Origin of the sequence: Arthrobacter sp. NPDC058192 (assembly GCF_042883665.1) — a bacterium.
Classification (GTDB): Bacteria; Actinomycetota; Actinomycetes; order Actinomycetales; family Micrococcaceae; genus Arthrobacter.
Genome location: NZ_JBHVVJ010000005.1, coordinates 197,225 through 209,001, shown reverse-complemented (window position 1 = coordinate 209,001; position 11,777 = coordinate 197,225). Strand labels below are relative to the sequence as shown.

14 protein-coding genes are annotated in these 11,777 nt (G+C 67.3%); 9 read left to right on the top strand and 5 right to left on the bottom strand.

Annotated features, from left to right (window positions below):
• Positions 1-10: 10 nt before the first annotated feature.
• Positions 11-1,234 carry an acetoin utilization protein AcuC gene (locus tag ACFVVK_RS07395; RefSeq protein ID WP_390265495.1) on the top strand — a complete coding sequence of 408 codons (1,224 nt, stop codon included), beginning with the start codon at positions 11-13 and terminating at the stop codon, positions 1,232-1,234.
• Positions 1,235-1,315: 81 nt separating this feature from the next.
• Positions 1,316-1,945, top strand: a complete 630-nt coding sequence (locus ACFVVK_RS07390) for an ArsR/SmtB family transcription factor (RefSeq protein ID WP_390265493.1) — start codon at positions 1,316-1,318, stop codon at positions 1,943-1,945.
• 86 nt (positions 1,946-2,031) lie between these two features.
• Here ACFVVK_RS07390 and ACFVVK_RS07385 read toward each other — a convergent pair whose 3' ends face one another.
• On the bottom strand, positions 2,032-3,378 hold the full coding sequence (locus ACFVVK_RS07385; protein ID WP_390265491.1) for an alpha-hydroxy-acid oxidizing protein: 1,347 nt from the start codon (positions 3,376-3,378) through the stop codon (positions 2,032-2,034).
• Positions 3,379-3,768: 390 nt separating this feature from the next.
• On the opposite strand from ACFVVK_RS07385, the gene ACFVVK_RS07380 reads away from it, so the two are divergent.
• The 3 genes from ACFVVK_RS07380 to ACFVVK_RS07370 all read left to right on the top strand — a co-directional run bounded on the left by ACFVVK_RS07380 (position 3,769) and on the right by ACFVVK_RS07370 (position 5,646).
• Positions 3,769-4,890, top strand: coding sequence for a 3-deoxy-7-phosphoheptulonate synthase (locus ACFVVK_RS07380; RefSeq protein ID WP_390265489.1), 1,122 nt, complete (start codon positions 3,769-3,771; stop codon positions 4,888-4,890).
• 232 nt (positions 4,891-5,122) lie between these two features.
• Complete coding sequence (locus ACFVVK_RS07375; RefSeq protein WP_090951577.1) at positions 5,123-5,344, top strand: helix-turn-helix domain-containing protein; 222 nt, start codon at positions 5,123-5,125, stop codon at positions 5,342-5,344.
• A 203-nt stretch (positions 5,345-5,547) separates the two neighbouring features.
• Positions 5,548-5,646 (top strand): 30S ribosomal protein bS22, encoded by a 99-nt coding sequence (locus ACFVVK_RS07370; protein WP_003792170.1) that lies wholly within the window; start codon positions 5,548-5,550, stop codon positions 5,644-5,646.
• 70 nt (positions 5,647-5,716) lie between these two features.
• Here the strand turns inward: ACFVVK_RS07370 and ACFVVK_RS07365 are convergent, their stop codons facing one another.
• A complete protein-coding gene (locus tag ACFVVK_RS07365; protein WP_090951574.1) occupies positions 5,717-6,535 on the bottom strand; it encodes an HAD family phosphatase in 819 nt (272 codons plus the stop codon).
• A 152-nt stretch (positions 6,536-6,687) separates the two neighbouring features.
• Between ACFVVK_RS07365 and ACFVVK_RS07360 the strand changes: the two genes are divergently transcribed.
• Complete coding sequence (locus ACFVVK_RS07360; protein WP_390265486.1) at positions 6,688-6,960, top strand: glutaredoxin family protein; 273 nt, start codon at positions 6,688-6,690, stop codon at positions 6,958-6,960.
• Between the two features lie 74 nt (positions 6,961-7,034).
• A complete protein-coding gene (locus ACFVVK_RS07355; protein WP_390265484.1) occupies positions 7,035-7,730 on the top strand; it encodes a redox-sensing transcriptional repressor Rex in 696 nt (231 codons plus the stop codon).
• A 48-nt stretch (positions 7,731-7,778) separates the two neighbouring features.
• Here ACFVVK_RS07355 and ACFVVK_RS07350 read toward each other — a convergent pair whose 3' ends face one another.
• From ACFVVK_RS07350 to ACFVVK_RS07340, 3 genes are all read right to left on the bottom strand, one after another.
• Positions 7,779-8,492 (bottom strand): hypothetical protein, encoded by a 714-nt coding sequence (locus ACFVVK_RS07350; RefSeq protein WP_390265482.1) that lies wholly within the window; start codon positions 8,490-8,492, stop codon positions 7,779-7,781.
• A gap of 207 nt (positions 8,493-8,699) precedes the next feature.
• Positions 8,700-9,518, bottom strand: coding sequence for a hypothetical protein (locus ACFVVK_RS07345; protein ID WP_390265480.1), 819 nt, complete (start codon positions 9,516-9,518; stop codon positions 8,700-8,702).
• Between the two features lie 212 nt (positions 9,519-9,730).
• Positions 9,731-10,279 carry a YceI family protein gene (locus ACFVVK_RS07340; protein WP_390265478.1) on the bottom strand — a complete coding sequence of 183 codons (549 nt, stop codon included), beginning with the start codon at positions 10,277-10,279 and terminating at the stop codon, positions 9,731-9,733.
• Positions 10,280-10,489: 210 nt separating this feature from the next.
• Between ACFVVK_RS07340 and ACFVVK_RS07335 the strand changes: the two genes are divergently transcribed.
• Both ACFVVK_RS07335 and ACFVVK_RS07330 read left to right on the top strand, forming a co-directional pair.
• Positions 10,490-11,152, top strand: coding sequence for a histidine phosphatase family protein (locus ACFVVK_RS07335; RefSeq protein WP_390265476.1), 663 nt, complete (start codon positions 10,490-10,492; stop codon positions 11,150-11,152).
• Positions 11,153-11,154: 2 nt separating this feature from the next.
• The gene (locus tag ACFVVK_RS07330) at positions 11,155-11,775 is read left to right on the top strand and encodes a TlpA family protein disulfide reductase (protein WP_390265474.1); all 621 of its coding nucleotides are present in this window, start codon (positions 11,155-11,157) and stop codon (positions 11,773-11,775) included.
• Positions 11,776-11,777: the final 2 nt, after the last annotated feature.

The window sequence follows — 11,777 nt, the reverse complement described above, 5'->3', positions numbered from 1 at the left end:
CCTGTCATTGATGACATTCCTGCCGGGACTCGCTCAGACCGCGCTGCCGACGACGGTGGTGTGGGCTCCTGCCATGACCGCGTACAACTTTGGCAGCGGCCACCCGATGGCGCCGGAGCGCATGGAGCTGACGGCGAGGCTGGCGGGCAGCCTTGGCCTGCTGGATCTGGACCACGTGACGGTGGCGGCCCCGGAGGTCGCCAGCGACGAGGAGCTGCGCACGGTCCACAGCGCGGAGTTTGTCGCCGCCGTGCGGCGCGTGAGCGAAAATCCGGACACGCCTGATGAAGCCCGGGGCCTCGGAACTGAGGACGACCCGGCCTTTGCCGGAATGCACGAGGCCAGCGCCCGGCTGGCCGGGGGATCCTTGCTGGCGGCCGCTGCCATTCTGGACGGCAGCGCCGTGCGGGCAGTGAACTTCGGTGGTGGAATGCATCACGCCTCGCGGGAGCGCGCGAGCGGTTTTTGTGTTTACAACGACGCCGCCCTGGCCATCCAGCGGCTGCTCGACGGCGGTGTCCGGCGCGTCGCCTACGTGGACATCGACGCGCACCATGGCGACGGCACCCAAAGCATCTTCTGGGACGATCCGCGGGTCCTGACCATTTCGCTACACGAGTCCGGGCTGACGCTCTTCCCGGGCACTGGATTCGCCAATGAGATCGGCGGCCCCGAAGCACAGGGCAGCGCCGTGAACGTCGCGCTGCCGGCAGGCACCGCCGACGCGGGCTGGCTCCGGGCCTTCCACGCCGTCGTGCCACAGCTCATTGGCGCGTATGAACCGGAAATTATCGTCAGCCAGCACGGGTGCGACTCGCACCGTCATGACCCGCTGACCCACCTGAACGTCAGCGTGGACGGCCAGCGTGAGGCCGCAGTCGCCATCGGAAATCTCGCCGCTCGTTACTGCGACAACCGGTGGGTTTCCACCGGGGGCGGTGGCTACAGCGTAGTCAGCGTGGTGCCGCGGTCTTGGAGCCATCTCATTGCCATCGCCGCCGGCCGTCCCGTGCCCCTGCGCACGCCGGTCCCCGAGGACTGGCGCAGCTACGTCAGGGACAAGTACGGGGCCAAGTACGGCGTGGAGCCCCCCGAAGCGATGGGTGACGACGTCGACCTCTGGTGGCGGTCCTGGGAGGTGGGTTTTGATCCCAACGACGCCGTGGACCGGGCCATCATGGCCACCCGCAAAGAGGTGTTTCCCCTGCACGGGCTGGATCCCTGGTTCGACTAGCACGGGTCCAAATATGAGGCGGCGAACTGGCCCGGCAATTGGTGGATGCCATCTGGCGTATATGTCGCTAGTGTGGAGGGCATGGTGACAGACGACGTATTTGCCGTCATTGCTGAGGCAACCAGGCGCGACATCCTGGTGGCCCTCCGCAAGGGGGACAAGGCTGTGGGGGAACTGGTCCAGGAGCTTGAGGCGAGCCAGCCCACCATTTCCAAACACCTGAAAGTCCTCCGGGAAGCGGATCTGGTGAGCATGCGCGCCCAGGGCCAAAAGCGCTACTACGCGCTCAACCCCAAGCCCCTCGCCGGCATCGCCAGCTGGCTTCAGTCGTTCGACGGCGTCCCGGGCGCGGCAGCGGGCCCCGCGCCGGCCGTCCAGGCGGAGCCCGGCAGCGCAACTGTTCCGGGCGGGTTGGCCGCGGCGGCCAGCCCAAAGCCCGCGGCGCCAACCGCCACAGCCCAGGCCGCTACAGCCCAGGCCGCCACGGCACAGCCGGCCACCCAGCCCGCCACGGCACAGCCAGCCGCCCAGCCCGCCGCCGCGCTGGCGGCGCGCCCCGCCGGCAGCCCCCTGAGTCCCGCCGTCGTTATCCCGGTGGGAACTGCGGGCGAGGACAAAATGCCCCAGCAGATCGGGCGGACCGTGGGCCGCGCTGCCACTAAGGCCGCTGACCTCCTCGCCAACCTGCCGAAGTTCGGCCGCAGGAAATAACCCAACCAACCAGCAGCAGGGCCGTCCTGGGCGACCAGAACAGCCCCTGCTGCGAGTTGGGCGTGAGTTACGCGGGCAGGAACAGGCTAGCTCCGGAGGAGCCGCACATGGTCCGGGGTGAGGTCCGCGACCCGGCCGACGCCCAGCAGGGCCATGGTGCGCTGCATGTCCTTCTCCAGGATCTGGAGCGCCCGGTCGACGCCGGCCCGGCCGCCGGCCATGAGACCGTACAGGTAGGCCCGGCCGATCAGCGTGAAGTCGGCGCCCAGGGCGAGGGCGGCGACGATATCAGCGCCGCTCATGATGCCGGTGTCCAGGATGACCGCCGCGTCGCTGCCGTCCGCCTTTAGCGCGGCGGAGACGTCGGGGAGCAGGTGGAAGGGGATGGGGGCGCGGTCGAGCTGGCGTCCGCCGTGGTTGGACAGCACGATCCCGTCCGCGCCGTGGTCCACCACCTTGCGGGCGTCCTCGACAGTCTGGATGCCCTTGACCACGAGTTTGCCCTTCCAGGTCTCACGCAGCCAGTCGAGGTCCTCGAAAGTCAGGGTGGGATCAAACATGGAGTTGATGAGGTCCGCAACCGTGCCCGTGTACCGGGACAGGGACGCGAAGGTCAGCGGCTCGTGGGTCAGGAAGTTGAACCACCAGGCGGGCCGGTAGGACGCATCCACGACGGTCTTGAGCGTCAGGGCGGGCGGGATGGTCATGCCGTTGCGGACATCACGGAGCCGCGCACCAGCGACGGCGGTGTCCACCGTGACCATGAGGGTGTCGTTGCCCGCTTGGGCGGCTCGTTGGATCAGTTCCAGCGACCGGTCCCGGTCGGTCCAGAGGTAGAGCTGGAACCAGTTGCGGCCAGCCGGCGCCGCCGCGGCTACATCCTCGATGGACGCCGTCCCCATCGTGGAGAGGGTGTATGGAATGCCGGCGGCCTCTGCGGCCTGGGATCCGGCATATTCGCCTTCGGACTGCATCATGCGGGTGAATCCGGTGGGCGCAATGCCCACCGGCAGGCGGGACGGCTTGCCGAGAATGTCGGTGCTGAGGTCGATGCTGGAGACATTACGCAGGATGCCGGGGCGGAACTCGATGTCCAGGAAGGCCTGGCGGGCCCGGCGGAGGGTAATCTCGGCCTCGGCGGCTCCGTCGGTGTAGTCGAAAGGTGCCTGGGGCGTGCGGCGCTTGGCCATGTCGCGGAGGTCCCAGATGGTGCTGGCACGCCGCAGCCTGGCGGCCCGGCTGAACTCCGGCTTCTTGAACTGCATGAGCGGCGCGAGGTCGGCGTACCGGGGCGCGCGGCGCTTCAACGCGGCGGGGAGCCCGCTGGCGCCCGATCCGGTGCCTTGCCCGGATGCCGGGGTCCCGGGCGCCGGGGCTGTGGCCGCGGGAGTGGTCGGTGCCTCGGGGTTGCCGGGCGGGACGGTCTGCGTCATTGGTGCCTCCGGTTCTGCAAGATCGGCGTGTGCTCCAGAACACTCTAGCGGTCAGTTTTTGGAGCCCCGGCACGCGGCGCCCCGTCGGCCAACCGGGACAGGGGGAGGCGGGCTGCCGTCCCTCTCCCGCGGTGCGGGACGACCCCCGGCCGGGCGCCGGTGAAATGTTACGCAGGATGTTTGCCCCCGGCGCGGCCCGGGGCTATGGTCGTGGCTATGACTAACCGTTGGTATGCGTATTTTTCGTTGGCTCTGGAGGGGCCCGCGTCTAACTGACACGCATCCAACTTTCCTTCAGAGCCAACAGGGCAGAGATCATTCTCTGCCCTTCGCCATTTCTCCGGCGGGTTCTGATCAGGGCCCGCTCCGCACCCGGAACAGGACCCGAACATGAGCATCGAAGCAGCCGCCGACACCCAGCACCCCACCTCGAACCTGCGCGTCAGCGAGTTCACGCCGCTGCCGACCCCACGGGAGATGATGGCGGAAATGCCGCTGGAAGCCCGCATGGCCGAGGTCGTGGGGCGCGGCCGGGACGAGGTCCGCGCCATCATGGACGGCGTCGACGACCGGCTCCTCGTGATCGTGGGTCCCTGCTCCATCCACGACCCCAAGGCCGGCCTCGAATACGCCCGGCGGCTGGTGAGCCAGGCCGAGAAGCACCGCGAAGACCTGCTGATTGTCATGCGCACCTACTTCGAGAAGCCCCGCACCACCGTGGGCTGGAAGGGCCTGATCAACGACCCGCGGCTGGACGGCAGCCACGACATCCCGGCGGGCCTGCGCGCGGCCCGGGCGTTCCTGCGCCAGGTCACGGCGCTCGGCCTGCCCGCCGCCACCGAATTCCTCGAGCCAATCAGTCCGCAGTACGTCGCGGACCTCGTCGCGTGGGGCGCGATCGGTGCGCGCACCACGGAGAGCCAGATCCACCGGCAGCTGGCGTCCGGGCTCTCGATGCCGATCGGCTTCAAGAACGGGACCGACGGCGGCCTCCAGGTAGCACTCGACGCGTGCAGTGCAGCCGCGTCTTCCCAGGCGTTCCTCGGAATCGACGACGCCGGCCGGGCGGCGCTGGTGGCGACGGGCGGCAACCCGGACACCCATGTCATCCTCCGCGGCGGACGCAAGGGGCCGAACTACTCCGCAGTCGACGTTGAAGCCGCCTCCGCCGACCTCGCGGCGAGGCAGTTGAACCCCCGGCTGATCGTCGATGCCAGCCACGCCAACAGCGGCAAGAACCACCACCGCCAGGCCGAGGTTGCGCTCGAGATCGGTTCCCAGCTCGAAGGCGCCGGAGCTGCGGCGGGGGCGATCGCCGGCGTCATGCTTGAGAGTTTCCTGGTGGGAGGGGCGCAGAACCTGGACGTCCACGCCGCGGGCACGGACGGAGCTGCCCGGGACGAGCTGGTCTACGGCCAGAGCGTCACCGATGCGTGCATGGACTGGGACGTGACGGCGTCGGTGCTCAGCCAGCTGGCCGCCTCGGCCAGGACGCGCCGGACCCGCGCCTGAGGACTGGCTCGCGCCAATTGTGAAGCCCGGCCCGAGGCGGAGCCCACCGCGCCGCCGCCGGCGAGACTTTCCGCATTCCTGCGGAAAGTGCGTGGGTATTCCTGCGGAAGCCTTTCACATTGGCACCATGAGCAACTAGAGTTGCTATCACATGGTTGTTGCATGGCTCAGCATCGGCACACCGCCATGTCATCAGTGGGGCTGCCGTGAGCTTGAGCAAAGGAATAGGGAAATGTCTACGGAGGCCAACTTCTCCAAGGCCCGTTTTTTGACCGTGGCCGAAGTCGCGGAACTCATGCGGGTATCTAAGATGACCGTGTACCGACTCGTGCATTCGGGGGAGATGCCGGCTGTCCGGTTCGGCCGCTCCTACCGCGTCCCCGAAAACGCCGTCGAACAGTACCTCAAGGGTGCCGTCGTCGACCGTACCGACGGCCACGCCGGGACTGGCTGACCGGCAGCGGCAGCTAATTCCGGCGCGAACCGTTGCTTCGGGCCCCCGCAGGCGGCCCGCGGTCGTGGGTGCCCCGGAGAGGCGGTACCCTGTTAAGGAACGTTTTACGTCATTGTAAGAACCTGTCAGTTGTTTAGTCTGCTGCTTAGCCCGCGGACCCTTCCCAACAGGCAGGTACTGCATCTAGCCGGTAAGGAACTTTCGTGGGTTCAGTTATTAAGAAGCGTCGCAAGCGTATGGCCAAGAAGAAGCACCGCAAGCTGCTTCGCAAGACGCGCCACCAGCGCCGCAATAAGAAGTAGCCATACTTCGCACTGCATGAAATGCCCGTTGCCTCTCAGGCGGCGGGCATTTTTTTTGCCCCCGGGGAGCTCAGCGGCCCGGGCCGCGGAAGCGGGAGAAACCCCGCCACAGGCCGTAGATGGCCCCGCCGACCGTGGCGGCCTTGAACCCCAACGTGGCGGCGCGCCGGCCGGCGCGGAAATCGTAGACCGGCCAGTTGTGCTCGCGGGCATAGCGGCGCAGCTTGGAGTCGGGATTGATGGCAACAGGGTGGCCGACCATGCTCAGCAGCGGGATGTCGTTATGTGAATCGCTGTAGGCCCAGCAGCGCCCAAGGTCCAGGCCCTCGTCCTCGGCGATCCGCCGGACTGCCACGGCTTTGGCGGGGCCATGGAGGATTTCCCCCACGAGCTGTCCCGTGTAAGAGCCGTCCAGGATCTCGCCCACAGTGCCGAGCGCCCCGGTCAGGCCCAGCCGGCTGGCAATGACGGTAGCCACTTCGACCGGCGTCGCCGTGACGAGCCAGACTTTGCGCCCCACCCGGAGGTGCTGCTCGGCCAGCGCTTTGGCCCCCGGCCAGATCCGCGACTCGATCATCTCGTCATAGACCTCTTCGCCGAGGGCTTCGATGTCCTTCGCCGTGATGCCGGCCGCCAGCTTCAGCGCGGAATCACGGACGGCATGGACGTCGTCGATGTTTTCCCCGCGCAGTATGAACATGAGCTGCTTCCAGGCGAAACCGGCAGCCTGCGCTAGGGTGAACGCACCGCGCTGGTGCAGCTTGCGCGCCACGTGGAAAAGGCTGGCGCCCTTCATGAGGGTGTTGTCGACGTCGAAGAAAGCGGCCTCGCCGTGCTGCGTCGGTGCAGCAGGCTCGCTGGCCACAGCGACGTATTTCTCCTCGGGCATGCCACGAGTCTAGTCAATGGCCGGCCCCAGGCCACTCCCAGGGTGCGCGAGGCGGCGGCAGGACTGCCGTGCGGTGCCCTTGGGCGTTCTTCGGGCTTCCCGGGCCATGGGCCGCGTCGACGCCGGGGTAGCCGCCGGGCTACGGTGGAGGCATGGCCACACCTGCGCCCCTTCCCGAGGTCGTTCTGATCACCAAAGCCGACTGTCACCTGTGCGCGGAGGCGCGTGCCGCCGTCGGCCGGGTTGCCGCGGGGCTCGGAATTGCGTGGACGGAGAAGTCGGTGGATGACGACGCCGGGCTGCGCGAACGCTTCGCCGAGGAGATCCCGGTGGTGCTGGTGAACGGTATCCAGCGTGATTTCTGGAAGATCGACGAGGCCCGCCTGACGCGGACCCTGGAGCGGTTGCTCGGGCAGCCGTCCTGACGGGCGCCTGCTTTGTTGCGTGACGCGCGGGGGCTCTAGAGTGGGAAGCACAACGCGACTCAATGGAGCAGATAGTGACTTCGCTGGATTCATCTCCCGAGGCTGTTCCCGGGGGAGCCGGGACTGCCGCCAAACAGATTCCACCGGCCGCCGTGGCCCGGCTGACCATTTATCTGCGCGCCCTGACCACGCTGCTGGCTGAGGGGGTGGACCGGGTCTCGTCCGAGTCGCTGGCTGAGGCCTCTGGAGTCAGTTCCTCGACCCTGCGCAAAGACCTTTCGTACGTCGGCTCCTACGGAACCCGGGGGGTGGGTTACGAGGTCCAGTACCTAAACCGGCATATCGCAGCGGCACTCGGGCTGACGCACGACTGGAAGGTCGCAATCGTTGGTGCGGGCAACCTGGGCAAGGCGCTGGCCCGGTATGGCGGATTCGAGTCGCGGGGCTTTGACATCGTGGCGATTTTCGACGCCGACCAGATGGTGGTGGGCAGCGAAGTCGGCTGGCTCCGGGTCAGTGACGCCGCGGACCTTGAGCCGGTATTGCAGCGCACGGGTGCCAACATGGTGGTCCTGGCACTGCCCGCCGCGGTTGCCCAGGATGTCTGCGACCGGGTGGTCGCCGCCGGTGTCCGGAGCATCCTCAGCTTCGCGCCGGTGATGCTGCAGGTCCCACCGGGGGTCAACCTCCGCAAGGTCGACATGGCAACTGAGCTGCAGATCCTGGCCTACCACGCACAAAGGGCGCAGGACCCGGAAGACGCCGACTAGGCTCAGTCAGGTCCTCCGGCCCCGCGCCCGTGGCACTTCTCCTGGCCGTTACTTCCCGAACGGCGCTCCGGGCTGCCCGAAGGGGTTGGCAAAGGACTGCCGCTTCTGGAAATAGGGCGAGGTGGTGGGGAGATACAGCAACACGATGGCCGCGATGCCGAGAAGCGCCGCGAGGGTGGCAAGGCTCAGCGGGACGATGTTGAAGATCGACAGGGCGGCAAACACCGTGCCCAGAATGCGGGCCCAGTTCTTACCCTTGCGGACGTTGAACGCGACGAGCGCGTACAGCCCGGCGCTGATCACGGCGAACACCACGATGGTGCCGATCAGGAATCCCTTGATGGACTCGAAATCGAGCGACGTGCCGCTTGCGGCCATCTGCTTTTCGAACAAGTCCCGCACCTCGGGAGAGTCCAAGGTTCCCAGGGACACCAGCATGGAAATCACCCACAAGGCGCCCGCACCGATGATCAGCCAGAACGACGTATTGACCAGTTGGGGGACCCCGCCCGCGCCCTGCGGCTGCCCTGACGGGTACTGGGCGTAGGGGGACTGGCCGTACGGGGACTGGCCATACTGCGGAGCGTTCGGACCCTGCTGCCCGTAGGCAGGGGGCGTCGGCTGCCCGTACTGCGGCGCGTTTTGCCCGTACTGCGGCGCGTTTTGCCCGTACTGCGGCGCGTTTTGCCCGTAGCCCGGAGTGGACTCGCCGCCCGGCTCGGAGCCGTTGGGAGGTGAAGGCTGGGCTGGAGGGTTGCTCATGAAGCGTTCCTTTGCGTGTCAATCACTGAATCGGCCACCGGGACCAGTGATCCTTCCCTGCCCCCAGCATGGTTTAGCTCCACCGTACCGCGGGCCGGCCGCCGTGCGGATCATTCCGGAGAGGTATTCGAAAACCTCTTGCGGCCCCTGGACCCGGGCCCCCCGGGCGCCGTGACCGCCAGACTGACCGGCGGTGAATCGAGAGGCCTATACCCGTCCCCGGTGTGCGGCGAACCAGGCCTGCGGGTTCGGCAGCCACATGAGCACGGTTGCCACCAAGCTGATGATGAAGCCCGGCAGATTTCCGCCGGTCCTGCCCTCAGCAACGCTGGAACTGATGATTGCCAGCAGCAGGGCGATGCCCGCGACAATCGTCAGTGCCAGCCGGGCCCATTCCCGGCCTTCCTTCATCTTCATCGCCAAAATAATCTGGGCGGTGGCCAGCGCGAGGGCTACCACCACCAGCACCAGCACCAGGAGCCCGAGGGGCGGCGCGAAAGCGATGAGGACGAAGGACCCGAACAGGCCGATTATTCCGCCGAGAAGGCCCAGGAAGCCGCCGATGAGCCAGATCCAGTAGGAAATCTTGAGCTCCGTAGGCATCACCGCGACGTTGAACATGCCGGATAGGCCGCCCGCGGGCAATGCCTCGCCGAAGCTTCTCGGGCGGTCGGCGGGCATCGAAAAGCGGTTTCCACTGGCGGCCTGCTGCCCCTGGTAGCCGGGCGGCGGAGCTTGGTAGCCCGGGGGTGGCGGCTGGTAGCCGGGCGGCGGAGCTTGGTAGCCCGGGGGTGGCGGCTGGTAGCCGGGCGGCGGAGCCTGGTAGCCCGGGGGTGGCGGCTGGTAGCCGGGCGGTGGTGCCTGGTAGCCCGGGGGTGGCGGCTGGTAGCCGGGCGGTGGTGCCTGATATCCGGGAGGGGGCGTCGGGTTGACCGGGGGCTGCTGCGGGCCGGCGCCCGGGACGCCTTCCGAAGGCGGCGGGTGGGCACCCGGCTGCTGCGGCGGTACATCACCTGCGTTGCTCATGGCTCTCACTGTAGACCGCAGTTTCCCCGTTATCTAGGGAATTCCGGACTGCTTCCGGCGTCCGTTGGCAGGTCCCGCAGCGGCGGAAACCGCTGGCGGAAACCGGCGGGGAAATATGGGCGCATACAACAGCGCCCCGCCTCATCGCGAAGATGATGCGGGGCGCTGGAACGGGCTGCCGGCGTCGGCTGGCCTGCCCTAAATGGTGCGGATTATGCTGCGGGAGCGATGAAGGCCAGTTCCAGGTTGATGGCCACCTTGTCGCTGACCAGCACGCCGCCGGCTTCGAGGACCGCGTTCCAGGTCAGGCCGAAGTCCTTGCGGCTGATGGTGGTTTCGGCGCTGAGGCCGGCCCGGGTGTTGCCGAAGGGATCGACGGCCACGCCGTTGAATTCGGTCTCGAGGGCCACCGGGCGGGTGATGCCCTTGATGGTCAGGTCGCCCTGGAGTTCGTAGGCGTCGCCCTTGGGGACGATGGTGCTGGAGACAAAGGAGATCTCCGGGAAGGTCTCAACATCGAAGAAGTCCTCGCCGCGGACGTGGCCGTCGCGGTTGGCGTCGCCGGAGTCGAAGCTTGCGGTCTTGATCGAGGCATTGACCTTGGAGTCGGTGACGTTCTCGGCCAGATCCAGGGTGGCTGCGGCGTCGGTGAACTGACCGCGGACCTTGCTGATGCCTGCGTGGCGGACCGTGAAGCCGATTTCGCTGTGCGAGGGGTCAAGGGTCCAGATGCCGGTGGTGACGTTTGCGGGAAGTGCCATGGTGATTCTCCTTGGGTCGGGGTGGTCAGGCTGCTCGTCTGATCGTCAGTTGAAGCCTCATTGGTTGAACTCTCAACTAACTGCTTCACCCAGTATAAACATGCGTTTGCATCTTTTATTCCAACTCCGGGGAACATCTTTCAAAACTTTTGAGTTCTACCTTTCGTAGAAGATTTCAGATCGACAAGCATCTTTGAGAAACTGGTAGACATGCCCCAAGCCACTGTTCATTTGCTCCGCCACGGCGAGGTCCACAACCCCGAGGGTGTCCTGTACGGCAGGTTGCCCGAATTCCACCTCTCCGAGCTGGGCCGGGAGATGGCCCGAACGCTGGCGGAACACTTCAGCGAGCGTGCCGCGCAGGGGGCGCGGATCGTTCACCTCGGCGCCTCCCCGCTGACCCGCGCGCAGGAGACGGCGAAGCCCATCGCCGACGCCCTGGGTCTCGAGATTGCCACGGATGCCCGCATCATCGAAGCCGAAAATTACTTCGAGGGCCTCCACGTCACCAAGGCCGAACTGCTCAGGCCCAGGCACTGGGCCCGGCTGTACAACCCGTTCCGGCCGTCCTGGGGTGAGCCGTACAAGGTGCAGGCAGCGCGGGTTACCGCCGCGGTCCACGATGCCCGCCTCCGGGCGATTGAGCTGGGCGGTGACGGGGCCGAAGCCGTCCTCGTCAGCCACCAGCTGCCCATCTGGGCCACACGGCTCAGCGCCGAAGGCCGCCCGTTGTGGCATGACCCGCGCAAGCGCGAGTGCACGCTGACCTCCGTGACGTCCCTGGTGTTCGACGACGGCGGCCTCGTGCGCGTCGAGTACAGCGAGCCCGCCGCCGCCCTGCTGCCCGGTGCCGCCAGCACCCCGGGAGCTTGAGGATGGCACAGAACCGCCGCGCGGGGGCTCCGCTGTCCCGCCGCAGCGCCCTCACTGCCGGCGGCGCCGCCTTGGCCGCGGTGTTCGGCTTGTCCGGCTGTGCCCAGGACGATGCCCTCGCGAAGCAGGCCAAGGCAGGGGACAACAAGAACTACGTCGCCGGCGACGGATCGGTAACCGAGTTCGCCGTCGCCGACCGCAAGAGCCCGGTGCAGCTTAAGGGGACGCTGTTCGACGGCACCGCCGTCACGTCGGCCGACTTCCCCGGCAAGGTGACGGTGCTGAACTTCTGGTTCGCGGCCTGCGCCCCCTGCCGGGTGGAGGCGCCCTCGCTCGAGGCGCTGAACCAGGAGTTCAAGAGCCAGGGCGTGCAGTTCTTCGGCGTCAACCTGCGCGATGAGAAGCCCACGGCCGACGCGTTCGACAAGACCTTCAACCTGACGTACCCGAGCTTCAACGACAAGGACGGAGCCGTGCTCCTGGCCGTCTCCGGCCTCGTGCCGCCCGGCGCCGTCCCCACCACGCTCGTGCTGGACAAACAGGGCCGCGTCGCGTCCCGGGTCCTCGGCGAAATCCAGCAGGGCACGCTCAAGTCCCTCATCGCCGCCGCCGTGGCTGAGTAGCG

Excerpts from the sequence above, each read along its gene's own strand:
- ACFVVK_RS07395 (WP_390265495.1), top strand. The coding sequence starts at position 11 with ATGACATTCCTGCCGGGACTCGCTCAGACCGCGCTGCCGACGACGGTG.
- ACFVVK_RS07390 (WP_390265493.1), top strand. The coding sequence starts at position 1,316 with ATGGTGACAGACGACGTATTTGCCGTCATTGCTGAGGCAACCAGGCGC.
- ACFVVK_RS07385 (WP_390265491.1), bottom strand. The coding sequence starts at position 3,378 with ATGACGCAGACCGTCCCGCCCGGCAACCCCGAGGCACCGACCACTCCC.
- ACFVVK_RS07380 (WP_390265489.1), top strand. The coding sequence starts at position 3,769 with ATGAGCATCGAAGCAGCCGCCGACACCCAGCACCCCACCTCGAACCTG.
- ACFVVK_RS07375 (WP_090951577.1), top strand. The coding sequence starts at position 5,123 with ATGTCTACGGAGGCCAACTTCTCCAAGGCCCGTTTTTTGACCGTGGCC.
- ACFVVK_RS07365 (WP_090951574.1), bottom strand. The coding sequence starts at position 6,535 with ATGCCCGAGGAGAAATACGTCGCTGTGGCCAGCGAGCCTGCTGCACCG.
- ACFVVK_RS07360 (WP_390265486.1), top strand. The coding sequence starts at position 6,688 with ATGGCCACACCTGCGCCCCTTCCCGAGGTCGTTCTGATCACCAAAGCC.
- ACFVVK_RS07350 (WP_390265482.1), bottom strand. The coding sequence starts at position 8,492 with ATGAGCAACCCTCCAGCCCAGCCTTCACCTCCCAACGGCTCCGAGCCG.
- ACFVVK_RS07345 (WP_390265480.1), bottom strand. The coding sequence starts at position 9,518 with ATGAGCAACGCAGGTGATGTACCGCCGCAGCAGCCGGGTGCCCACCCG.
- ACFVVK_RS07340 (WP_390265478.1), bottom strand. The coding sequence starts at position 10,279 with ATGGCACTTCCCGCAAACGTCACCACCGGCATCTGGACCCTTGACCCC.
- ACFVVK_RS07335 (WP_390265476.1), top strand. The coding sequence starts at position 10,490 with ATGCCCCAAGCCACTGTTCATTTGCTCCGCCACGGCGAGGTCCACAAC.
- ACFVVK_RS07330 (WP_390265474.1), top strand. The coding sequence starts at position 11,155 with ATGGCACAGAACCGCCGCGCGGGGGCTCCGCTGTCCCGCCGCAGCGCC.